Below are 21,661 nucleotides of genomic sequence, written 5' to 3' on the forward strand. Positions count from 1 at the left end.
GCTAGATGAAAACGATGTGACGTTAGCAAAAAATGAGGTTCTTGTCCTCTTATCGAGGGGAATCTTGCAGCATTAATAGCTCGTTAACTAAACGAGGGACCTCAAGCGTCGCTTTGCCATAACGTTTTTCAGCAAACTCACTTTCAATCGCGCTCGGCTCTAAATTAATTTCAATCGTATGTGCGCCGTGCATTCTCGCATCATGCACAAAACCAGCCGCCGGATAAACCACACCAGATGTACCAATAGAGACAAATAAATCGGCTTTTTCTAATGCGCTATAAATCTCCCCCATCCGCAAAGGCATTTCCCCAAACCAAACAATATGAGGCCGCATTTGTTGCGGAATTTGACAGCAATGACACAATTCACCGGTCAATAAATCGCCCTTTTGTTCAACCACTTGATTAGACATACTACAGCGAGCTTTAAATAACTCGCCATGCATATGAATGATGTTTTGACTACCGCCTCGCTCATGCAGATCATCAATATTCTGGGTAATGATGGTTACTGAACCATTCAGTTGTCGCTCTAGCTCGCCAAGAGCAAGATGAGCCGCATTGGGTTGAATCTCAGGAGAGCCTAGTTTTCTGCGGCGCTGATTATAAAAGTCTTGCACCAAATCAGGATCACGAGCAAAACCTTCTGGTGTGGCAACATCTTCAATCCGGTGGTTTTCCCATAATCCATCTTGGGCCCGAAAGGTTTGAATACCCGACTCGGCAGATATCCCCGCGCCGGTCAATACTACAATATTGCGATAGGGGAAATTCATCATCCATTCCTTATTTTCAATCTTTACACCAGTTTAGCATTGATAAACGAGCGTCCCTAATTTCAAGGCTTAGACAATAGTCGAAAAAAACACCCAGACTCGCTGGGTGTGATGATTAAAGATTCGGACCTTTCGTCGGACGATGAGCGATATCGGCTCGCAGCTGCTTCATACCTTGCACCATACGCCAAAACCATAAGGTAATGGCACCTAACGCAATGAACGCGCCAAGGTAAGGGATAGCGTAGCCAATCGTACTTAACCAAGTATTACTAAACCAATAACGGTTGACTCCCATCAGAACGCCATTTGCCGTAGCAACGGTGACAATTAGCACCACAAAAAAGGTTAAGAATAAGAAAAAAGTACGAATTAATCCGTAATAATGGGAATTCGCCACCTCGCCATCTTGGTTTTTATCCAACCGATAGCCAGCATAGATAATGCCAATCACCCCAGAAAGTAACCCAGTAAATGGGGTCAGCAAACTGGCGATATACACAAACCAAACGGATTTATTTTTACTGGCGGGGATCATCATGACTCTCCTGTATCTTTGGAACTTGATGGTCAGCCGCTTCAATTTCGCCTCGCGCTTTGACTTCTTCATACCATAAATCATGATGTTCTTTGGCCCAGGTCTCATCGACTTTACCTGTCACCATCCCTTCTAATGCTCCTTCCATACCAAATAAACCGATATAAATATGGAAAATAAAGCCACAAATAAGGATTAAAGCAGAGAACATGTGGATCAAATTCGAGAGTTCCATATCGCGGCGCGTTTGCCCAAAAATCGGAAAGTCTAAAATAAGTCCACTGATCGCAGCAAAGCTACCAAATACGATCAACAGCCAATAGATCGCTTTTTCACCACCATTGGAAAAGCCAGCCGAAGGATGGGTTCCTTTGTGCTTGCCCGCCATTCCTCCCAATTTTAAAAACCATTGGAAATCAACCTTGTTGAATAAGGATTTTCGCCACCATTTCAGCAACATAAAAATCAGCAACACAAAGAATAAGGGGCCAACGTAATTGTGGTATTGCTTAGCGGAATAAATGACCATTCCCCACCAATCGGTAGGAATGTAAGGTTTAAGAAAGTGTTTACCATAAACCAACATTAACCCACTGAACGCCAAGGTAAGAAAAGTAAACGCCATACTCCAGTGCAACGCTCGATCCAAACGCGACCAACGTTTTAATTTTCGCCCCGTTCTTGGCTGACTAAGCATGATCGGCCCCATCAACCAATAGGCCATCACAACCATCACAATACTACCAAAAATCGCCACTGCCCCAGCAGGAGACATCCATTTCTCTTTTAAGACAAACCACATTTCACCCGGTGTACTGATTAACACGCCATGCTCAGGAGAACGTGATGTGGTATAGCCTTCTTGACCTTGCCTCACTTGACGCCAAAAGTCGGCACCCGCTAATTGAGAAATCTCTTTTTGCGCCACATTGTGATTAGTGGACTCGCCCTCATTGGCTAATAATGGGAGAGATAAACAACTAAGAGTTAAGATCAATAGCACCAAGACCTGCTGAAACGCACGCTTTATCCGATATTGCATCGCTACTTAACTCCTTGTGGCATCGAAAGCGAGATCTTCACCATTGGTCCACCCAGCATTTTTAGCTCCGCGCTCTACCACGCGCTGACGGAAAATATCTGAAACCACCGCGGCATCACCAGCCAGTAGTGCTTTAGTCGAACATAAGGAAGCACACATCGGTAATTTGCCTTCAGCAATCCGGTTAGCTCCATATTTACGACGTTCTTCGGGGGAACCCGGTTCTGTTTCAGGTCCACCAGCACAGAACGTACATTTATCCATTTTCCCACGCTCAGCAAAGGCAGACTGCTTAGGAAACTGCGGAGCACCAAACGGGCAAGCAAATAAGCAGTAACCACAACCAATGCAAAGATCTTTATTGTGCAGCACGATGCCATCTTCCGTTTTGACAAAACAGTCCGCCGGACAGACCGCCATACAAGGCGCGTCCGTACAGTGCATGCAAGCTACCGAGATCGAGTTCTCTCCCGGTTCGCCATCATTGAGTGTGACCACTCGACGACGTTGGATTCCCCATTGCAGAGCATCGTCATTTTCATTTTTACAGGCCGTGACACAGCCGTTGCATTCGATGCAGCGTTTGGTATCACAAAGGAATTTCATTTTAGCCATTGGTTTACTCCTTACGCTTTACGGATGTTACACAAGGTGACTTTAGTTTCCTGCATTTGAGTAACAGGATCGTACCCATAAGTGGTCGCGATATTCGCTGACTCACCAATCACATAAGGATCGGTACCTTGTGGGTATTTATGACGAAGATCTTCACCTTGAAATTTGCCGCCAAAATGAAAAGGAATGAACGCCATACCGGGTTTAACGCGACGTGTCACCATGGCTTTAACATGAATACGCCCTTTTTCTGCCCCTTCAACCCAAACCATGTCACCGTCTCTGAAACCAAGATCATTGGCATCTTTAGGGTTCACCTCAACAAACATCTCTTGCTGCAGTTCGGCTAACCAAGGGTTTGAACGGGTTTCTTCGCCACCACCTTCGTACTCGACTAAGCGCCCAGAAGTCAGAATGATCGGATATTCTTGAGATTTATCGATATCTTGAATCGATTTATAGAGCGTCGGCATTCTAAAAATCGCGTCTTTATCTTCCCAAGTAGGATAATCAGCGATGAGATCGCGTCTTGGCGTGTACAGTGGCTCACGATGTAGTGGCACTCGATCCGGAAATGTCCACACAATTGCACGAGCTTTCGCATTGCCGAAAGGAATACAGCCATGCTGAATTGCCACTCGTTGAATACCACCTGAAAGATCGGTTTTCCAGTTTTGTCCTTCTGCTGCGACTTTTTCGGCCTCGGTCAGATCGTCCCACCATCCTAAATGTTTGAGCAATTTATCGGTGAATTCCGGATAACCATCTTCAATCTCACTGCCTTTTGAAAAGCTATCTTCTGCGAGTAGTGATTGACCTTCAAACTCAACGCCGTAGCGAGCTCGGAACGTCCCTCCGCCCAGAGCAACCGGTTTAGAAGTATCATACAAAATATGCGTTCCGGGATGCTTCATCTCTGGAGTCCCCCAGCAAGGCCAAGGTAGACCATAAGTCTCACCATGAATTGGCCCACCTTCTGCTTCTAAAGTGGTTTTATGGAAAGTATGCCAATGCTGTTGATGCGCTTTTAAACGTTCAGGGCTTTGTCCGGTATAGCCGATGGTCCACATCCCTTTATTGAATTCACGGGTAATGTCTTCAATAAGTGGTTGATCATTCTCAACTCGAATGTGTTTACAAAGTTGCTCGGCAAAGCCGAGTTTTTTACTCAGTAAGTACATGATTTCATGATCAGGTTTGGAATCAAACAACGGTTCAATGACTTGATCACGCCATTGCAAAGAGCGATTCGACGCAGTCACACTGCCGTAAGTTTCAAATTGGGTCGTGGCAGGAAGCAAATACACGCCATCGCTGCGCTCATTCATGACTGCAGCAACGGTTGGATAAGGATCGACAATCACCATCATGTCGAGCTTTTGCATCGCTTTTTTCATTTCTACGCCACGGGTTTGCGAGTTAACCGCATGACCCCAATAGAACATAGCGCGAATATTTTCTCGTTGTTGAATATTGTTTTTATTCTCCAGTACGCCATCAATCCAACGAGATACCGGAATTCCGAAACTATTCATTGGCTTAGTGCCACCGTAAGTCCCTTGATCAAAGCGATTCGCTATCCAATCAAAATCAACATCCCATACCTTGGCCCAATGACGCCATGCCCCTTCTGCGACCCCATAGTAACCAGGCAACGAATCAGAAAGTACCCCTAAATCCGTTGCGCCTTGAACGTTATCATGACCACGAAAAATGTTCGCCCCGGAACCCGGTTTACCCAAATTCCCCAAAGCCAATTCAAGTACACAATAAGCACGAGTATTGTTATTTCCTGTTGTGTGCTGAGTGCCGCCCATACACCAAATAATACAACCGGGGCGATGTTCAGAGAGTAGCTTCGCGGTTTGATAAACATCCGACTCACTCACTCCGGTGACCCGCTCCACCTCTTGAGGTGCCCATTTCGCCACTTCTTGACGAATTTCCTCCATGCCAAACACACGCTGGCGAATGAATTCTTTATCTTCCCACTGATTTTTAAATACGTGCCAGAGCACGCCCCAAATAAAGGCAACATCCGTTCCGGGACGCAATGACACATAGTGATCCGCTTTGGCTGCGGTGCGCGTACGACGAGGATCGGCAACCACAATTTTGCAATTATTCTTCTCTTTGGCAATCAAGATATGTTGCATCGCGACCGGATGCGCTTCCGCAGGATTCGAACCAATGAACAACATCGACTTACAATTATGCATATCATTAAAGGAGTTGGTCATCGCACCGTAACCCCAAGTATTGGCAACGCCTGCTACGGTCGTGGAATGACAAATTCGCGCTTGGTGGTCAACGTTATTGGTTCCCCATAATGAGGCCATTTTACGAAAGAGATACGCTTGTTCATTGCTGTGTTTAGCACTGCCAAGCCAGTAGACCGAATCTGGCCCCGACTGTTGACGAATCTTTAGAACTTCATCACCGATTTCATCGATTGCCTGTTGCCATGAGAGCTTTTTCCATTTTCCGCCCTCAAGCTTCATCGGATATTTCAAGCGTCGCTCACCATGACCATGCTCGCGTAAGGCCGCGCCTTTTGCGCAATGCCCACCCGCATTAAAAGGATGATCAAAAGCTGGCTCTTGGCCTGTCCAAACCCCGTTTTGAACTTCAGCATAAATACCGCAACCAACGGAACAGTGTGAGCAAATGGTACGCTTTATTTCCGTTTTGACCTGATTAGGTCGCGAGGTTGCTTGAGCTTTTTTAATCATTCCAGGAGCAAATAAAGCAGAACCAACAACCGCGCCACCCGCGGCTAATGAACTGTTGCGAATAAAAGCTCGACGACTGAGCCCTAGTGCATTTGGCTGTTCGACCTGCTCTGAACGTTTGGTCAGTTTCATTATCGGCTCCTATAAACTGGCGTAGTAATCGCGAATATGTTGAGTTTCGTGATACCCTTTTTGCAATGGCTGTGGCGTCGCTTCTTCCACTGTCTCTACCGCTAACGCCGACGAACTCGTCGAAGCCACCACACCTCCGACAACGGCGGCACCAGCTATACTTTTTAATATCGTGCGCCGACTCTGATTAATATCTGATTGTTTTTTCATCGCTCTCTTCCTTTTTCCATATAACCGCAGTGATGATTCCACTGCCGTTGTAGGACGCTGGTTATAATTCGCTGACATTCTGCTCAATGGTATTTTTTACATGCATAACATGGGTATTACATTGACTAGCAATGCTAGCTGGTGTCATCTGAATGCTCTCTAAGCTTAAAAAAGCCTTAAATACTTGAGACACCGCTCGATAAAAATTCGCATGTTCGGCTTGCTCAATTTGTTGCGCTAAGTGATTAAACCAAGAGCTGATATGACGATGAAAAAATTCACCTTGCTGCTCAGGCATATCACTGATCAACCACGCCATACTTTCACATAAGGCGGCAATATGATCCTCTGGCTCTTTCACCGAGTCTGAACGCTGCAAACCAAGCTGCGCCATATGCTGGCGAAGATCCGCTAGAGGTTTTTCCATCAATGATCCCGTCAGATGCCATGAAGCAAAGGGCACCACTTCGCCTCTTCCGATACCAATAAATAGCCATTGATATTCCTCTTCAAGGCTATGAATATCAGTATGTTGTGCAGCATGCCTTAAGGCTAACCAACACTGACTCATCACGCTTGAGTTATCTTCAATCTCTAAGTCAGCTAAAAACTGCAATTGTGACTGACGAGGAGGAGCGCGAAACAGGGAGGCCAACATCAGATAAATATCGGTACGTATAGTGTCGGTAACTTGCATAAACATCGCCTTAATAGTGAAGTTGCTGCTCTGGGTTTTCAGCCATCGCTTCAAAAATATCAATCACTCGACAGTCTTCGCACATGGCGATTCGATTGAGAGAAATGGGATCTGAAAAATGAGAGTGACCGCGTAACTTATTTTGCAGCATGGTGATCATTGATTGAGGTGCAAATGCTTTTTGGCAACGTAAACAGCGGGCGGGCTCTTCTTGGTGTAACACCTGCGCCGCTTGTCGCTCATCATGGTCCCAATTAATTCTTGGTAGCGCCGTCAGGGCTTTTTCAGGGCATGCAGTGACACATAAACCACACTGCACACAGTCTTGTTCAATAAAATGCAAAGCTGGGATATCACCACGGTGATGCAAAGCTCGTGTAGGACAGACCGCGACACAGCTCATGCACAAGGTACAATCTTGACTGGCGCACTCAATTGAGCCCAAAGGAGCCGAGCTATTCAGCGCTTGAATCATCGAATTTGGTTGATATTGAGTGGCAAGTGCATCTAATGCCTGATACAAGCGTTGGCGTTTATTACCAGAGAGCTCACCCAATCGAAGTGTCAAATCGTCTTCACACAGAACTGGAAGCCCTTCGCCTAGCGATTCCAAATACAAAATATCAATCCGCTGCTTGTCTAAGCCTAACGAGGTTAGTAACGTTTGTGCTAACGACACTTCTTGATGAAGAATACGCAATACAGTCGCAGGCATATGCTGGCTAGCTGCAAACAGTACCTGAGTCGCGCCATTAACCAGCGCAGCAAACCAAGTATCCATACCGACAGAAGGAAGCTCTTCTAACATCACTGGAATGACATTATCGGGTAAGGCTTTAAGCGCCATAAGATGATGAGTTTCGTGGCGATCACTGCAAAAAAGAATGATCGGTGTTTCGCCTTGGGCCTGAAAATAATGGTTAAGTAGTCGCTCAACAAACTTTTGTGTATCGGTAGGGTTAGGTAAAGCGTAGTGGATCGCTTCCGTTGGGCAAGCGGTCGCGCACGTTCCAATACCTTGGCAAAGATAAGGGTTGATTTCGATTCGGTGGCCTGTTTGTGCTGTTCCTTCACTAGAAAGCGCACCCGCCGGACAAGCATCAACACACCGCTCACAACCTTTCACACCTCGTGAACTGTGCGCACACAAATCGGTATTGAGACGAAAATATTTCGGTTTATCAAAAGTCCCGATTAATGTGGGAATGGTTTCTAACGCTTCAACGAGTTTATTTTCGCCTCTCCCTACTGGAAAGTATCCAGGAACAGGCACCTCTTCACTCATAATCCCGTTGAGTGAGAGATCCAACACAATATCAAAACATGCTTGTCCGATTGCCGCTTGGGCTAAATTGATGGTTTGACCATGATTGAGCACCTGAATATCGAATGCCCCAAGATAACCACTGATTTGTACCGAATCGGCAAAGTAAAGTGTCCTTGAATGCCCCTGATGGCCGTCAATCGATAAGAGCGTCAAAGAGCTCATCGAAGGCAGTTGTTGGGCCGCTCGTTCAATCAAACTGGTGGGACCGATCAACAGCGTATGCCCACCACTTTGATAGCTAACCGTTGGTGGGATCAAATTCTGCAGCTCAACAGTATGTTGCAGGGCAAACCAACGCGCTTGACCAGAAGTGCTACTGGCTTGTTGTAGATAGTCGTTTAACATTGCTCAATTCCATGCTGAAAGCAGGCTCATTGTCCTACCCTTATTTATTACATGGATTTAGCAAATAACGTTCCAACTTAAAATATTATCTATGTCATTGATTTGTTAGGAATTTAAACACCCCCTTCATCACAAGTTATTCAGTAAGACATTTTGTCTCATTATGAAACTGAGTAGTGAGACAAAATGTCCCTACTTTTTATCCAACAATGTTGGTTCGCCTTCATCCATCCGATCACGTGGCATAACTGACTGATGAGCGAAGTGGTTATGGTTATTTTGGTGTTCAGATTGGTGATCAGGTAGCCGATCTACATTCGATGGGTCGACATCAATAAGCCATTCACGGACACTTTGTGCTAGTTCACTCGCCAAGGGTTTTAATGCATGATAATCACCATCATAATCATCTAGACCATCAACTTGATTGAATTCACCATTGAAAAAAAGCTGCCGTAACGCCTTTTTTTTCAACTCAGCAGAGGCCGAAACCAATAGTGTGGAGAGCTCATTCTCGGTAGCAATGCTTTCATCTGCCACTAAGCCTGTCGGACACGTTGTCTGATCGCGAGTTAAGGTCGTAGGCCGTTCAGAAAGGCTCTCTGGTTGTAGAGCACTCGGTAATGTTTTATCGTCACTACCCGACTCATCAATAGATACGTCTTCTGATATCGTTGCTTGATGTAATTTACGCTTTGACCATCGATTAAAGAAAGAATCAGTTGCCACATGACCTCCCGGCACCTTTACGCTTTTTAGAACGGTAGTCGAGCAATTCACCTTCTCGACCAATGAAAGCTTCAATCCACGCTTGTACCGCTAAAGGCATAGGCTCAGAAAGTACCACGTAGTCGCTATCCATATAACGAGCCGCCACACCTTGCGAGGCGGTAATGCACACCAGTTTGGGTTGATCGTCATCGGTACTATTTTCCACGATCACGAATAACTTAGGCTCTCGCGAACTGAGGTTAAATCGATAATCACTTCGCTCATCGCGAAAGAGCTCCAATATAGCTCGTGCTTTGAAGTCAGCCTGAGGCATTAATTCAAAACCGCTTAATTGCCATTGGCTCGTTACCCAACGTCCAACATTAAACGAGCGTAAATGAAGTAGACAACCAATGGACCATTGAAATTCGTTTTTGATCAACGGTACTAAATGTGAAATGGGGAAAGCCATGAAGAGTAAATCCTTGCTTGAGTCAATACCATCAACAACATCTGCTCATTTAAGCAATTATTACGCCATCCGATTAATCGACATAACATACAACGATAAAGAGGATATGGAATGATATTTGCTGCTCTCTTTATATCTCTGCCTAACTCGTATCATCGATCACGATTGGCGATTAACGCACTTTTAGCATCGGTATAGGAACAATTTGTGTCAGCATTCTCTCTTATTCAAGCTACTGAAAACCCAAAACAAACCATAGAAGTAACGGTGTATGATCAGTATGGTGAGCCATTAACCAAATCCATCGCCTGTGAACGCCCCTTAACCGTACTGTTAAATTGGCAAGAAGTGGTGACGCTAATGACTCTAGGCTCTCGCCCTGAAGCGTTAGTGCTCGGTTATTTGAAAAACCAAGGTTTTATTGCTGAGCGAGAACAACTTCAATCAGTGATCATTGATTGGCAAACGCATTCAGCCGCCGTGGTGACTAAAGAGAATACCGACCGCGTTCAACCGGCGCTTAAGAAAAAAACCGTTACCTCTGGATGTGGTCAGGGCACGATGTATGGCAATGTGATGCAACAATTAGAAGGCTATCAAGTCCCACAGACACGCTTGAAACAGTCACAGATCTACGCAACGTTAGAGGCGCTGACTCATCATAATCAAACCTATAAAAAAGCCGGTGCTGTTCACGGCTGTGCGATTTGCCAAAATAACCATGTGCACTCTTTTGTCGAAGATGTGGGTCGGCATAACGCTGTCGATACATTAGCTGGCGAACTCTGGCTGCAAGGAGATTCAGGTGATGACAAACTGTTTTATACGACGGGACGGTTAACCTCTGAAATGGTGATTAAGGTTGCGCAAATGGGTATTCCCGTCCTACTTTCTCGCTCTGGGGTCACTCAAATGGGCTTAGATTTGGCCAATCAGTTTGGTATTACCACCATTGCGAGAGCAAAGGGTCTGCGTTTTGAAATCTACAGTGGCGCAGAAAAAATTGATTTTGATGTCAAAAGCTAATCTTACGCGAAGAGATTGATGTTCCTCTCTGAATGAGCGCAATCACTCATTCAGAGAAAAAGATTATTCAGAAGATGAACGCGTCGTCGTGATCAATAGTGGGCTCTCCGCCTTCGCCAACAAATAAATACTAAAAGTGCTACCTTGCCCCTCAACAGAGTGAACTCGAATTTCACCGCCAACTTGACTGAGTAAACTCTGTGATACCGATAAACCTAACCCAGTTCCTTGCCTCTTGGTCGTATAAAAAGGGGCAAATATTTTGCTTAATTGCTCAGGCTTAATTCCACAACCATGGTCTTGAACATGAATGAGCGCGCCGAGTACTTTTCCGTCTTGTTGCCAATCTTCACTACGAATGATCAGTTGACCTTTGCCTTGCATAGCGTGAATGGCATTGATCTGTAAATTGACTAAAATTTGCAACAAATGATGATGATTCACTTCAACAGAACAGCGCGCTTGCAACTGCGTAATAAACTCAACTTCATGCTTCTTACTGCCCGCTTTGACCAGCGTAATGCTCTCTTCAATAATCGGATTAACGCGCTGCCAGGTAATTTTATCTTGCACACCACCATGACGACTGTACTGCAACAAACTGCGAGTAATATTACGGATCCGATCGACTTGCAGCAAAATCGCCTCAATTTCCTCAGCCACCCGTGGGGCTTGGTCAGCAAGTTCAAAGCGGATAAGCTCAGTATTGCCAAGAATCACGGCGGTAGGATTATTAATTTCATGGGCGATACCCGCGGTCAGCTCACCAAGCGCGGCCAGTTTTTCATGGGCAATCAATTTATTACGAGTTTGATTCAGTAATTGAATATGGTGTTCTAATTGCTGCGTCTTTTCATGCAAACTGGCGGTGCGCGATTGAACCTTTGCTTCTAACTGATCGGCGGCATGCTGAATTTGTTGGTTGTGTTGTTGCAGTAAATCCAGCATATGATCAAATTGCTTGGCCAACTGAGCGAGCTCATGTTTTTCATCCAACCCTAATGAGCCAATACGTTGATTTTTATCGACTTGTACCCGTTTGACAACATGGTGAATGCGTTCAATCGGACGAAACAGATCACGAGAACCTCGATAGACAAAGAGCCCGGAAACGATAAGTAAAATCAAGGTCATGCTACCCATTTCAATAATATTCGTTAGGTAGGTTTTAACCAATGGCCACAGTAGATAGCCAGTATAAAGCATACCAATGACTTGATCATATTGATCGCGAAGTGGCTGATAAGCACTGACATACCACGCATCATAGACATACGCCTTATCTACCCATTGTTCACCTTGTCTTAATACCTTATCCGCTACCGGTTGAGAGACTCGCGTACCAATCGCTCGTCCAGCTTGAGTACCACTATGAAGCGGTACATTGGTGCTGACCCGTAAATCATCTAAAAATAACGTTAACGTGCCTGCTGGACTTAATCGATTGGCTTGTACGGGATAGATTAAGTCTCGAATTTGGTCAACGAGTAACGTGCTATTATTCAGTAGCAATCCACCTTCTAAAAAACCGATCACCTTGTGATCAATCAAGATCGGAACGACGGTTCGACTGACTAATCCACGCGATTCTACCGAGCGATCATTTAACATCGGGGTCTGTGCGCGAATCGCCAAATCGGGATCCAATTGCTGTAATTCAGCCGCACTCAGCACATCAAAAAAAGACTCTTTTCGCGTCAGATCCAAATAACGAAACTGCTGTTCTAGCGTGTTAACCAATTGAAAATGGAGGAAGTCTAATTCGTAACGTTTTTTTTGTTGTTGAACCCAATCCATAAACTCTGGCTGGTAATAATACCCCTCTCGAAGCCCATGTTGAAAATCATAGGAATCGGCGAAGGCATGAACATAACTGGCCTGTTTTTGTTGCAATAGCGTCACGCTGTTTTGAGCAACCCCCAACCGTTCTGAGACATCGACCAAGGCACTTTGCCATGTATAATGCAAAGACCAATAAAAACTGATGCCGATCAAGGCCATTAATGTGACGGCAATCGGTACGGAAGTCAGAATCAACAGTCGGTAGCGGACCATACTTCGGAAACGATGATGCCAAGCTCGCCACCATGAGGGCTTAACGCACCTTGATTTGCTCATCACTTTCCCACTCTTTGAATTTTCGTTCTAATGTTTTGCGAGCAACGCCTAAATCCCGAGCCGCCGCCGATTTATTACCTTGATGAAAGGCAACGATTTGTTCTATATGGGCTTTCTCTACTTGTCTTAAACTCCAATGTACAGGATACCCATAAGACTCGATTCGATTTGGTTCAACCCTCGCCGATGGCTTTGGTGACATCGTCACTTTATTGTCACTGTTTTGACCATCACGTGGTAATGGCTGCCAGTAATGCGCTAACGGTTGACCAATTAATAAACAGCGCTCAATGAGGTTTTTTAATTCGCGAATATTCCCCGGCCAGTCGTAATCAAACAGTGCATTAATATCTTCATGAGCCCATTTAGGCGTCGGCAGCGACAGCTCTGCACACAAGGTTTGAGTAAAAAAAGGCACCAGCTCATGCAAATCGGCTTTGCGCGCTCGTAGCGGCAAGACCTCAATTTTGAGTACATTTAATCGATAATAGAGATCGGCTCGAAAGCGGCCTTCTTCTACCTCCTGAAACAGATTTCTATTCGTCGCTGCCACAACTCGTACATCAACTGGCAGCTCTTTTTCTGAGCCAACCGGACGGATCGCTCGCTGCTCTAACACTCGCAACAAAGATGATTGCATACTCAGTGGCATCTCACCGATTTCATCTAAAAACAGAGTTCCACCATGAGCAACCCGAAAAAGGCCTTCACGATTTTTCTTAGCGCCAGTAAAAGCGCCCTGTGTATGTCCAAACAACTCACTCTCTAAAAGCTCTGGAGCAATGGCGCCACAATTCACAGGCACAAATGGCCCCTGCCTTTCACTGGCTTCATGAATGCCGCGCGCCACCAACTCTTTGCCGGTACCAGATTCGCCTTCAATCAACACAGAGGCACGAGAAGGAGCAAATTGCATAATCAATTGTTTGAGTTGCTCGGTCTGTGGCGATTGCCCCAAAATTTGGCTAACACAATGACGTTGAACGTCACGTTGTAACGCATATTGCATGCGTTGATGTAACCGCTTATCCATGCAGCGTTCAACGGCTTTGAGCATCTGTTCAAGGTTAAACGGTTTGAGAATAAAATCCGCAGCGCCTAACTGCAATGCACTGATGGCTGTCTCTAAGTCGGCGTAACCCGTCATGAAGATCACATCGGGTCGCTGATCTTGTTCAGAGAAGATCGCTTCCCATTCAATCCCAGAGCGGCCGGGTAAATTAATATCCAGAATAATCAAATCATAATGGGTCGTCGTACGTAGCACTTCTGCTTCATCAATGCATCCAGCACAATCTACTTTCGAAAACCACTTACGTAATGCTTTTTGTAAAATAGACTGCATGCCCGTTTCATCATCCACCACCAAGACCGAAAAAGCGTGATAGTGTTGCGCAGATTTGTGATCGCTCAAATAAGCCATAATTTCCCTTTAGTGCGTTGTAAATGGAGAGACAAAAAACCTTATCGTTTATCAGGATAAGTTGAGACATTTTGTCTTAGCTTACACAGATTGTCACGGGGTCTTAGTCAAAGGAATAGCAAATATCTGAAATTATTGATGTTTAATGCACAATTTCAATACTCAATATTGGCACCGACTTTGCTTATCTACCATCACAGCCACCAAACATTGATAGAAATATGAACCAGACTTTACTGCGCTTGCTTACTTGCTTGTTATTGTTAAGCAATAGCCACTTCACTTTCGCCGATGCTTCGCTACGCATTCGTTTAGCCACCACTACCAGTACTTATCACTCCGGTCTCTTGGATTATTTACTGGATGAATTTAAAAAAGACTCAGGCTATACAGTCGATGTTTTAGCAACAGGTACGGGAAAAGCATTAAAACTGGGTGAAAATGGAGATGTGGATCTCGTGATGACTCATGATCCAAAAGCTGAAGCGCAATTTATCGAGAAGGGTTATGGTATTTTGCCGCGTAAAGTTATGTATAACGATTTTGTTTTAGTCGGTCCTAAAAATGACCCCGCTAAAGTCAGCGAACAAGACAATATCCAACAGGCTTTTAGCGCAATTGCCGAGCATAACCATTTGTTTATTTCTCGCGGAGATGAATCAGGGACCCATAAAAAAGAACTGATGATTTGGCAAGAAAATCAAATAACGCCGATTTTTTCTCACTATCGCTCAGTGGGTCAAGGTATGGGACCCACCCTGACCATGGCATCGGAAATGCAAGCTTATACCCTAACCGATCGAGGAACGTGGCTAGCTTATCAAAATAGACTTGACCTTGTGATCCTGTATCAAGTCGATCCCTTGCTGTTTAATCCGTATCAAGTGATTTTAGTGAACCCAGAACGCTATCCAAACACCCATTATCAAGGTGCCAAAATACTCAGTGATTGGTTAGTCAATCCTAAAGGTCAGCAACTAATCAATCAATTTCGTGTCCATGGCCAAGCGCTATTTGTCGCCAATGCCAATGAGTAAGCCGCAATGAGTCTTTGGCAAACGACGCTCGATGCATTAGCACTCTTGCTAAGTTTTGATGCTGATCTTTGGCACATTGTCGCGGTCTCTTTTAGTGTTTCTTTAGCGGCCGTTGGGTTGGTTTTGCTGCCTGCATTATTACTGGCTTTTGTCTTAGCCTACAGTAACTTTCCGGGCAAATGGTTACTGCTTTCGCTGATTAATACCTTACAAGCCGTCCCCACCGTGGTGATTGGTCTACTGCTGTATATGTTACTGTCTCGAGCTGGGCCGCTCGGTGATTGGCAACTGTTGTTTACCCAAAAAGCGATGATTTTAGGACAAATGCTCATCTGCCTGCCGATTTTAGTGTCCATGATGCACGGCGCGTTACAATCGAGTGATCGGCGTTCAGTCGAAACCGCGATGACCCTAGGAGCATCACTACCACGGATAGCTTTGACCATGATGTGGGAAACTCGCTTTCCACTTTGTGCCGCCGTGATCGCTAGTTTTTCGCGTATTGTCACCGAAGTAGGCTGCTCGATGATGGTCGGCGGGAATATTATGGGGTTAACGCGTAATATTCCGACCGCGATTGCGATGGAAAGTCAAAAAGGCGCGTTTGCACAAGGAGTGGCACTCGGAATGGTATTACTCAGTTTAGCGCTCCTTCTGAATTTTTTGCTCTCTAGCATGCGAGGTAAAGGCTATCTACGCGCATAATAAAAGAGGTCACATGCCGATATTACTCACTGCTCATCAGTTATCCATGCGTTTTAAAGAACGAGGCTTATTTCATATTCCAGCTTTAACATTAGGTCCTCATGAAGCGGTTTATCTTAAAGGTGATAATGGCGTTGGCAAAACCACGCTATTAAAGATCCTCGCAGGTTTACTGAAACCAACCACCGGTTCGGTCTCTCATCATCGTTCTTGGTGGCAACGCCTATTAGGTCGCCGTGCTGATCAGCACATCATTTATCTTCATCAAACGCCTTATTTATTTGATGATACCGTCTATCGTAATATTGCTTATGGGCTTCGTTTTTGTGCTTTATCAAGCCAAGAAAAACGTTGCCAAGTGATCACGGCCTTACGCATGGTCGGGCTAGAAAGTTTAGCGAACGAACACGTGTCTGTACTTTCTGGCGGAGAGAAACAACGTGTGGCAATGGCCAGAGCATGGATTTTAAATCCTGCGATTTTATTAATGGATGAGCCTAGCGCCTCACTGGATGAAGAATCTATCGCCAGATTGGTTATAATGGCCAACGATTTACTGAATCGTGGCTGCAGCTTGGTGATCACCAGCCATCAAAATAATCCATTAACCGAATTGTGTCATAAACAATGGTGGATAAAAGAACATCAGCTGTTTGAATCACCACGGCTACACGTTATTTCACCGATTACCAAAGAGAATTGTTATGTTACCTCCATCTCACACTAGCTGGGTCATTTTAGCCGGCGGTCAGGCTCGCCGTATGGGAGGGGAAGATAAAGGATTAATTACCCTTAATGGGCAACCATTGATTGACCATGTAATTGCAAGACTACGCCCACAGACCACGCAAATTTTTATCAATGCCAATAGAAATCAAACGCAGTATCAACAGTATGCACCGGTGATCAGTGATATCGTTAAAGACTTTCCTGGCCCACTGGGCGGGATTCATGCTGGATTAACTCATTCTCCAACCGAGTGGGTAGGCTTTGTACCTTGCGACAGCCCATTGATTAACGATGATCTGGTCGAGAGGTTCTGCGCTGCCGTCAATCAACAAAGTGAGATTTTAGTCGCCTTTGATGGCCAGCATCAACAACCTGTCTTTACTCTATTTCATCGACGAGTATTGCCTAAACTCGATGCCTTTTTAGCACGCGGCGATCGCAAAATCATTTTACTCTACGATGAATGCCATACCCAACAGGTTGATTTTAGTGACTCGCCTGCCTGCTTTTTTAATTTAAATACGCCACAAGAACTGACTCAATTTGGAGCGTTAAATACATGACAACGTCACGTCCTTCTCTGCCGATACTGGGATTCGCTGCTTACTCGGGAACGGGAAAAACAACATTACTGGAAACCCTGATCCCCCACCTTACTCAACAAGGACTGCGTATCGGAGTCTTAAAACACGCTCATCACGATTTTGATGTCGATGTGCCCGGTAAAGATAGCTATCGCCTGCGTAAGGCTGGTGCATCACAAATGCTCGTTGCTTCGCGAAAACGTTACGCATTGATGACCGAAACGGTCGATGCTGAGGCAACATTTGATGACCTTTTGCAGCGTTTTGACTCACAACAACTCGACTTGATTCTGGTTGAGGGATGCAAAAACGTTGCTTTTCCCAAAATTGAACTCCATCGAGCAGCACTGGCTAAACCTTGGCTCTATCCAAATGATCACAATATTATTGCCATTGCCGCCGATGAAACCGTCGATACGTTGTTACCGCAAATGAACATCAATGATATTGAAGCGATAAGTCAGTTTATTTTGCGCTATGTCGCCCATTATCAACCAGACAGTCAACCAAAGCTTACAAAACCTTCGGTAGTAAATTGCGATACCTTATCGCCCGCCTCTCTCTCGGTAGAGCAAGGTCTCGAAAAAATTCTTTCTGCCGTCTCATCTTTAAGTGACGTTGAAACCATTGCGGTCAGTGAGTCTTATGGAAGAGTCCTTGCTGAACCAGTTTTTTCACCGGTGAACGTCCCTGCTTATCGTAATTCCGCGATGGATGGCTATGCTATCCGCAGTGATGATTTACAGCGCAAACACTATACACAGGTCGCAGAAGTGATGGCGGGCTATCGTTATACCTCCCCTTTGGCGTTAGGTGAATGTGTAAAAATCATGACTGGAGCGGCAATGCCCGATGATGCCGATACTGTGGTGATGCGTGAACAAGCGGTCGTTGAATCATCCTCTATCTCATTTCCTCACGCCTCGATTCAAGCTGGGCAACATGTGCGTCAAGCAGGGGAAGATATCGCTTTAGGCAGTCGCGTTTTTTCATCAGGACAGCGTGTTCAATCGTCCGAAATAGGCTTATTAGCCTCACTGGGTATGACCGAAGTCTCGGTGTTTCGCCGCCTCACCGTCGCAGTCTTCTCCACCGGAGATGAAGTACAAGCCCCCGGCACTCAAGCCACACCAGACACTATCTTTGATGCCAATCGGTTTACGTTGCTTGGCTTACTGACTCATCTTGGTTGCCATGTTATTGATCTTGGTATTCTCGACGATGATCAAGTACTCATAACACACGCTCTTGAGCAAGCCGCCAATCAAGCTGATGTTGTTATCACATCTGGCGGCGTTTCTGTTGGTGACGCGGACTTTATTAAGTCAGCATTAAATACATTAGGACACATCGATTTTTGGCGGATTAATATGCGTCCGGGTCGTCCGTTTGCTTTTGGTCATATCTCGACACGCCCTTTCTTTGGATTACCCGGAAATCCTGTCGCGGTCATGGTTTCATTCATGCAATTTGTCGAACCTGCACTGCGTAAAATGCAGGGTGAAACGGACTGGCAACCATTAAAAATCAAAGCCATCGCCAGCGAGATGCTACGTTCGCGGCAAGGACGCAGTGAGTTTAGCCGAGGCATTTACCATATTGACGACAATGGACAGTTAACCGTACGAACAACGGGGCAACAAGGCTCTGGAATTCTTCGCTCGATGAGTGAGGCCAACTGTTTAATTGAAATTGAACCCGCGGTAGACAAGGTTAATATCGGTGAAAGCGTGACAATCATCCCACTTCAAGGCAGAATTTAGCCCATGACAATTCGTTCAAGAGCAAAACATGGTTCGTACGATCATTTATACCTATAAAGAACAGCAAAAAACCTTAACCTTTTCTTATCAAAAGCACCGTAATATTCATGAAGCGGTTGCGGAAGCCGAAGGGATTGATATCTCAGACTATTTAAAAATGGAACTGCAGCTAGAGGCGATATCGGATACTAAAGCGGTACGTAATTACCGTGATAATTATTTTAAGAAGCTCGGTTTTGGGATCATCACGTTACAAGCGAAAGAGAATCATGGCGTTGGTAAAAAGCCAAAGAAAACCAATTAGCGCTTTTGTAAAAACAACGACTCTATAGTAAAAATCCGCCTTCTTAGAAGGCGGCTTTGGTTTACAGCCCCCTGAAAGGGGGCATACTCGCGCTGTTAGTTCATCTTCAACTCTAACTGCTCCTCATATTCTTGATCTTTCTTGTCTTGGTGTCTGACGCACCGTCTGATGATTTCTTCATTTACGCCAACCGTATCAACAAAGTAACCTCTTGCCCAAAAATTGGACATGTGATGAACTTCTGTAATCGCCCATGTTTTTGTTTCCTCTTACTTATGGTGAATAAGAGGTTTACTTCTAACATGGGCACTTCTTCGGGCAATAGCCCCAAGGTTCAATCACCACCGCCCAAGGCGGTGGTTTAGGGATGACAATTAAAGTGGGCTTGTCGAATGACAAGCCCACTTTAATTTGGATGATTAACAATCAGCAATTACTTAATGTTGAGAAAAGCAGCGCCTCTAACACCACCGGAATCACCATGTTTCGCTTTAATGATTTTTGGACATTTTGCGATGGGTAGAAGGTATTTAGGTACACGTTTAGGCATTTCGTGATAAATCAACTCAAAGTTTGAAAGACCGCCACCCAAAGCGACAACATGCGGATCATTGGCCGTGAAAAGATTAGCGAAGCAGATAGCTAGCAGTTCCATAAAACGTTCAACATGCTCAACTGCTTTGGCTTCACCGGCTTCATTAGCATGGATAATATCGATCGCTTTTTTCTGTTCACCATAATAGTGTTGATAAAGTAACTCAAAACCACGACCAGAGAGATAACTGTCTAAACAGCCTTTTTTACCACATCCACAGCCAAGTAGTGGTGCATTGTCTCCTAGATGAAACCAAGCATCGATCGGTAGGCGCATGTGGCCGACTTCACCTGCTACATGGTTGCGACCAGAGAATATCTTACCGTCATAAACTAAACCGCCACCAAACCCCGTACCAAGAATTAATCCCATCACTGATGGTTCATTTTTCAACTCTTCGTCCCAAGCTTCAGAAAGAGCAAAACAGTTGGCATCGTTTTCAATTTTGACCGTACGCCCAATTCTTGCTTCTAAATCTGCTCGTAAAGGTTTGTTTTTTGCCGCGGGAATATTAACCGTCAATACATTCCCTGTATCGGCTTCCTCGGACCCCGGTAAGCCAAGACCAATTTTACCTTCAACCGCAAATTGAGCATCGTATTTCGCCACTAATCCAACCAGCGTATCGACCAATAAAGCGTAGTCTTCTGTCGGAGTTGCGACACGTTCTGTCGCTACGCGTTGTAAATTCTCATCAAAAGCACCAAACTCAATTTTTGTGCCACCGACATCAAAGCCGTAATACATGCTTATCTCTCCTTCAACACCCAACCTTGGGTTAAAATATCAAAAATAAAAACGCCGATATTATCCATCATAGCGATGGTTTTATCCGTGACTCATCCCCGAGTTTATCGTTTTCTGTTGCTCGTTTGCACAGGAAACCAACACACATTGTACAACGTTAGAGGCAGTTCACTTTATTATGATCGGTATCCAGTCTCATCAATACTGAACTTGAATAATCTTGCCACTGCTGCAGAGCTGGCCTTTCGCCTTTGAAGTGAATCAGGTTTTGAGATTTGCCGAGCAGATAACTCTCTTTAAATGCTTCAAACCACAGTTGTAATGTTTCTGCAGCTTGCTGATCCCCACAAAGGGAGAGCACTAAACTCGCGACTTCGGCTGTGGCAAGATATTGATCCTTACTGGCTTTACGCATCAAGTAACGAGAGACTTTTTCAGGCTCAATCGATAACAAAGGCAAGGTAGCTAAATAGGGAGATTTACGAAAAATTCGCTTGGCTTCTCGCCAACTACCATCAATAAAGATCAATAAAGGTTTACGTGTTCCTCTATTCTCGGCCACGGTAGTCAGTTGACGTTGTTTATCTTGATCGGTTTGGGCTGGAAAAACAACAACAGGGAAAAATTTTGGATCGGATAATAATGATAGTAAATGAGGATCTGGCTGAGTTCGATGCCATTGATACACATAAGTTTCTTTCACCGTATCAGCGATCAAACGACCGGTATTACTCGGTTTAAATACTTCATTGTCAGAGACTAAAAGTATCACCGCGACTTGAGTCTCTATATTCGGTTGAAAATCACACAAACAGTATTGTTGCGCGACCTGACAAAACGAGCAACGAGAAATTTTTGAACCACGGGCAAGGAAAGGTTTGGTTGATTGCTGCAGGCGTTCCTGATACAAACGGTGAAAAGCGTGGACTCTCATAACTCGCACACAATGAAAAATAGGGGCGGCGATTTTACCGCTCACGACCATGAGCCGCTAGTCTTTTACGATAAGAACACCCAGTTTCTCACTTAAG

Annotated in this window: 20 protein-coding genes and 2 pseudogenes; 7 read left to right on the forward strand and 15 right to left on the reverse strand. The window is 45.0% G+C overall.

The features are described 5' to 3' along the window. Positions 1–49 precede the first annotated feature (49 nt). From cobB to FKQ60_RS00820, 10 genes are all read right to left on the reverse strand, one after another. Entirely contained in the window at positions 50–778 is a 729-nt protein-coding gene (cobB, locus tag FKQ60_RS00775; protein WP_154170645.1) for a Sir2 family NAD+-dependent deacetylase, read from the reverse strand. Between the two features lie 115 nt (positions 779–893). Beyond that, positions 894–1,316: a hypothetical protein gene (locus tag FKQ60_RS00780; protein ID WP_161429715.1), complete on the reverse strand. Its 423-nt coding sequence runs from the start codon at positions 1,314–1,316 to the stop codon at positions 894–896. Continuing rightward, the gene (locus tag FKQ60_RS00785) at positions 1,300–2,358 is read right to left on the reverse strand and encodes a formate dehydrogenase subunit gamma (protein WP_170905850.1); all 1,059 of its coding nucleotides are present in this window, start codon (positions 2,356–2,358) and stop codon (positions 1,300–1,302) included. Before FKQ60_RS00785 ends, FKQ60_RS00780 begins: the two co-directional genes overlap by 17 nt. 6 nt (positions 2,359–2,364) lie before the next feature. Beyond that, the gene (gene fdh3B / locus FKQ60_RS00790) at positions 2,365–2,973 is read right to left on the reverse strand and encodes a formate dehydrogenase FDH3 subunit beta (protein WP_004395267.1); all 609 of its coding nucleotides are present in this window, start codon (positions 2,971–2,973) and stop codon (positions 2,365–2,367) included. Between the two features lie 11 nt (positions 2,974–2,984). After that, on the reverse strand, positions 2,985–5,837 hold the full coding sequence (locus FKQ60_RS00795; protein ID WP_170905851.1) for a formate dehydrogenase subunit alpha: 2,853 nt from the start codon (positions 5,835–5,837) through the stop codon (positions 2,985–2,987). Positions 5,838–5,846: 9 nt separating this feature from the next. Then, on the reverse strand, positions 5,847–6,047 hold the full coding sequence (locus FKQ60_RS00800; protein WP_154168189.1) for a transcriptional initiation protein Tat: 201 nt from the start codon (positions 6,045–6,047) through the stop codon (positions 5,847–5,849). Positions 6,048–6,108: 61 nt separating this feature from the next. Next, on the reverse strand, positions 6,109–6,744 hold the full coding sequence (locus FKQ60_RS00805; RefSeq protein WP_154168187.1) for a molecular chaperone: 636 nt from the start codon (positions 6,742–6,744) through the stop codon (positions 6,109–6,111). Positions 6,745–6,754: 10 nt separating this feature from the next. Continuing rightward, positions 6,755–8,416, reverse strand: a complete 1,662-nt coding sequence (locus FKQ60_RS00810; RefSeq protein ID WP_170905852.1) for a 4Fe-4S binding protein — start codon at positions 8,414–8,416, stop codon at positions 6,755–6,757. Positions 8,417–8,608: 192 nt separating this feature from the next. Further along, positions 8,609–9,145 (reverse strand): DUF3306 domain-containing protein, encoded by a 537-nt coding sequence (locus tag FKQ60_RS00815; protein WP_170905853.1) that lies wholly within the window; start codon positions 9,143–9,145, stop codon positions 8,609–8,611. Continuing rightward, positions 9,135–9,599, reverse strand: coding sequence for a DUF3305 domain-containing protein (locus tag FKQ60_RS00820; protein ID WP_161425595.1), 465 nt, complete (start codon positions 9,597–9,599; stop codon positions 9,135–9,137). The genes FKQ60_RS00815 and FKQ60_RS00820 overlap by 11 nt, the downstream gene beginning before the upstream one ends. Positions 9,600–9,806: 207 nt before the next feature. Here FKQ60_RS00820 and fdhD point away from each other — a divergent pair, with 207 nt between their 5' ends. Continuing rightward, the gene (fdhD, locus tag FKQ60_RS00825) at positions 9,807–10,625 is read left to right on the forward strand and encodes a formate dehydrogenase accessory sulfurtransferase FdhD (protein WP_154168179.1); all 819 of its coding nucleotides are present in this window, start codon (positions 9,807–9,809) and stop codon (positions 10,623–10,625) included. A gap of 63 nt (positions 10,626–10,688) precedes the next feature. Here fdhD and FKQ60_RS00830 read toward each other — a convergent pair whose 3' ends face one another. Then, positions 10,689–12,743 carry a HAMP domain-containing sensor histidine kinase gene (locus FKQ60_RS00830; protein ID WP_170905854.1) on the reverse strand — a complete coding sequence of 685 codons (2,055 nt, stop codon included), beginning with the start codon at positions 12,741–12,743 and terminating at the stop codon, positions 10,689–10,691. After that, a complete protein-coding gene (locus tag FKQ60_RS00835) occupies positions 12,721–14,166 on the reverse strand; it encodes a sigma-54 dependent transcriptional regulator (RefSeq protein WP_170905855.1) in 1,446 nt (481 codons plus the stop codon). Before FKQ60_RS00835 ends, FKQ60_RS00830 begins: the two co-directional genes overlap by 23 nt. Before the next feature lie 305 nt (positions 14,167–14,471). Between FKQ60_RS00835 and FKQ60_RS00840 the strand changes: the two are divergent. From FKQ60_RS00840 to FKQ60_RS00865, 6 genes and pseudogenes are all read left to right on the forward strand, one after another. Continuing rightward, positions 14,472–15,203 (forward strand): annotated as a pseudogene (locus FKQ60_RS00840) (substrate-binding domain-containing protein); the annotation flags it as partial. Between the two features lie 6 nt (positions 15,204–15,209). Then, positions 15,210–15,908: an ABC transporter permease gene (locus FKQ60_RS00845; protein ID WP_170905857.1), complete on the forward strand. Its 699-nt coding sequence runs from the start codon at positions 15,210–15,212 to the stop codon at positions 15,906–15,908. A 13-nt stretch (positions 15,909–15,921) separates the two neighbouring features. Further along, a complete protein-coding gene (locus tag FKQ60_RS00850; protein WP_154168173.1) occupies positions 15,922–16,635 on the forward strand; it encodes an energy-coupling factor ABC transporter ATP-binding protein in 714 nt (237 codons plus the stop codon). Beyond that, on the forward strand, positions 16,613–17,200 hold the full coding sequence (mobA, locus tag FKQ60_RS00855; protein WP_158138459.1) for a molybdenum cofactor guanylyltransferase MobA: 588 nt from the start codon (positions 16,613–16,615) through the stop codon (positions 17,198–17,200). The genes FKQ60_RS00850 and mobA overlap by 23 nt, the downstream gene beginning before the upstream one ends. Next, positions 17,197–18,984, forward strand: coding sequence for a bifunctional molybdopterin-guanine dinucleotide biosynthesis adaptor protein MobB/molybdopterin molybdotransferase MoeA (locus FKQ60_RS00860; RefSeq protein ID WP_170905858.1), 1,788 nt, complete (start codon positions 17,197–17,199; stop codon positions 18,982–18,984). Before mobA ends, FKQ60_RS00860 begins: the two co-directional genes overlap by 4 nt. 28 nt (positions 18,985–19,012) lie before the next feature. Next, on the forward strand, positions 19,013–19,288 hold the full coding sequence (locus FKQ60_RS00865; RefSeq protein ID WP_154168167.1) for a DUF2960 family protein: 276 nt from the start codon (positions 19,013–19,015) through the stop codon (positions 19,286–19,288). Between the two features lie 95 nt (positions 19,289–19,383). Here FKQ60_RS00865 and FKQ60_RS00870 read toward each other — a convergent pair. The 3 genes and pseudogenes from FKQ60_RS00870 to FKQ60_RS00880 all read right to left on the reverse strand — a co-directional run. Continuing rightward, a pseudogene (locus tag FKQ60_RS00870) lies at positions 19,384–19,515 on the reverse strand (IS200/IS605 family transposase); the annotation flags it as partial. A 206-nt stretch (positions 19,516–19,721) separates the two neighbouring features. After that, positions 19,722–20,630, reverse strand: a complete 909-nt coding sequence (nagK, locus tag FKQ60_RS00875; RefSeq protein WP_170905859.1) for an N-acetylglucosamine kinase — start codon at positions 20,628–20,630, stop codon at positions 19,722–19,724. Between the two features lie 157 nt (positions 20,631–20,787). Continuing rightward, positions 20,788–21,564 (reverse strand): tRNA-uridine aminocarboxypropyltransferase, encoded by a 777-nt coding sequence (locus FKQ60_RS00880; protein ID WP_170905860.1) that lies wholly within the window; start codon positions 21,562–21,564, stop codon positions 20,788–20,790. Positions 21,565–21,661: the final 97 nt, after the last annotated feature.

The sequence above is a fragment of the Vibrio sp. A11 genome, from assembly GCF_013048705.1.
GTDB classification, from domain to species: domain Bacteria; phylum Pseudomonadota; class Gammaproteobacteria; order Enterobacterales; family Vibrionaceae; genus Vibrio; species Vibrio metschnikovii.

Excerpts from the sequence above, each read along its gene's own strand:
- FKQ60_RS00805 (WP_154168187.1), bottom strand. The coding sequence starts at position 6,744 with ATGCAAGTTACCGACACTATACGTACCGATATTTATCTGATGTTGGCC.
- FKQ60_RS00835 (WP_170905855.1), bottom strand. The coding sequence starts at position 14,166 with ATGGCTTATTTGAGCGATCACAAATCTGCGCAACACTATCACGCTTTT.
- FKQ60_RS00845 (WP_170905857.1), top strand. The coding sequence starts at position 15,210 with ATGAGTCTTTGGCAAACGACGCTCGATGCATTAGCACTCTTGCTAAGT.
- FKQ60_RS00795 (WP_170905851.1), bottom strand. The coding sequence starts at position 5,837 with ATGAAACTGACCAAACGTTCAGAGCAGGTCGAACAGCCAAATGCACTA.
- FKQ60_RS00860 (WP_170905858.1), top strand. The coding sequence starts at position 17,197 with ATGACAACGTCACGTCCTTCTCTGCCGATACTGGGATTCGCTGCTTAC.
- FKQ60_RS00830 (WP_170905854.1), bottom strand. The coding sequence starts at position 12,743 with ATGAGCAAATCAAGGTGCGTTAAGCCCTCATGGTGGCGAGCTTGGCAT.
- FKQ60_RS00785 (WP_170905850.1), bottom strand. The coding sequence starts at position 2,358 with ATGCAATATCGGATAAAGCGTGCGTTTCAGCAGGTCTTGGTGCTATTG.
- FKQ60_RS00820 (WP_161425595.1), bottom strand. The coding sequence starts at position 9,599 with ATGGCTTTCCCCATTTCACATTTAGTACCGTTGATCAAAAACGAATTT.
- mobA (WP_158138459.1), top strand. The coding sequence starts at position 16,613 with ATGTTACCTCCATCTCACACTAGCTGGGTCATTTTAGCCGGCGGTCAG.
- FKQ60_RS00800 (WP_154168189.1), bottom strand. The coding sequence starts at position 6,047 with ATGAAAAAACAATCAGATATTAATCAGAGTCGGCGCACGATATTAAAA.
- FKQ60_RS00850 (WP_154168173.1), top strand. The coding sequence starts at position 15,922 with ATGCCGATATTACTCACTGCTCATCAGTTATCCATGCGTTTTAAAGAA.
- fdh3B (WP_004395267.1), bottom strand. The coding sequence starts at position 2,973 with ATGGCTAAAATGAAATTCCTTTGTGATACCAAACGCTGCATCGAATGC.
- FKQ60_RS00880 (WP_170905860.1), bottom strand. The coding sequence starts at position 21,564 with ATGAGAGTCCACGCTTTTCACCGTTTGTATCAGGAACGCCTGCAGCAA.
- FKQ60_RS00780 (WP_161429715.1), bottom strand. The coding sequence starts at position 1,316 with ATGATCCCCGCCAGTAAAAATAAATCCGTTTGGTTTGTGTATATCGCC.
- cobB (WP_154170645.1), bottom strand. The coding sequence starts at position 778 with ATGAATTTCCCCTATCGCAATATTGTAGTATTGACCGGCGCGGGGATA.
- FKQ60_RS00865 (WP_154168167.1), top strand. The coding sequence starts at position 19,013 with ATGGTTCGTACGATCATTTATACCTATAAAGAACAGCAAAAAACCTTA.
- nagK (WP_170905859.1), bottom strand. The coding sequence starts at position 20,630 with ATGTATTACGGCTTTGATGTCGGTGGCACAAAAATTGAGTTTGGTGCT.
- FKQ60_RS00810 (WP_170905852.1), bottom strand. The coding sequence starts at position 8,416 with ATGTTAAACGACTATCTACAACAAGCCAGTAGCACTTCTGGTCAAGCG.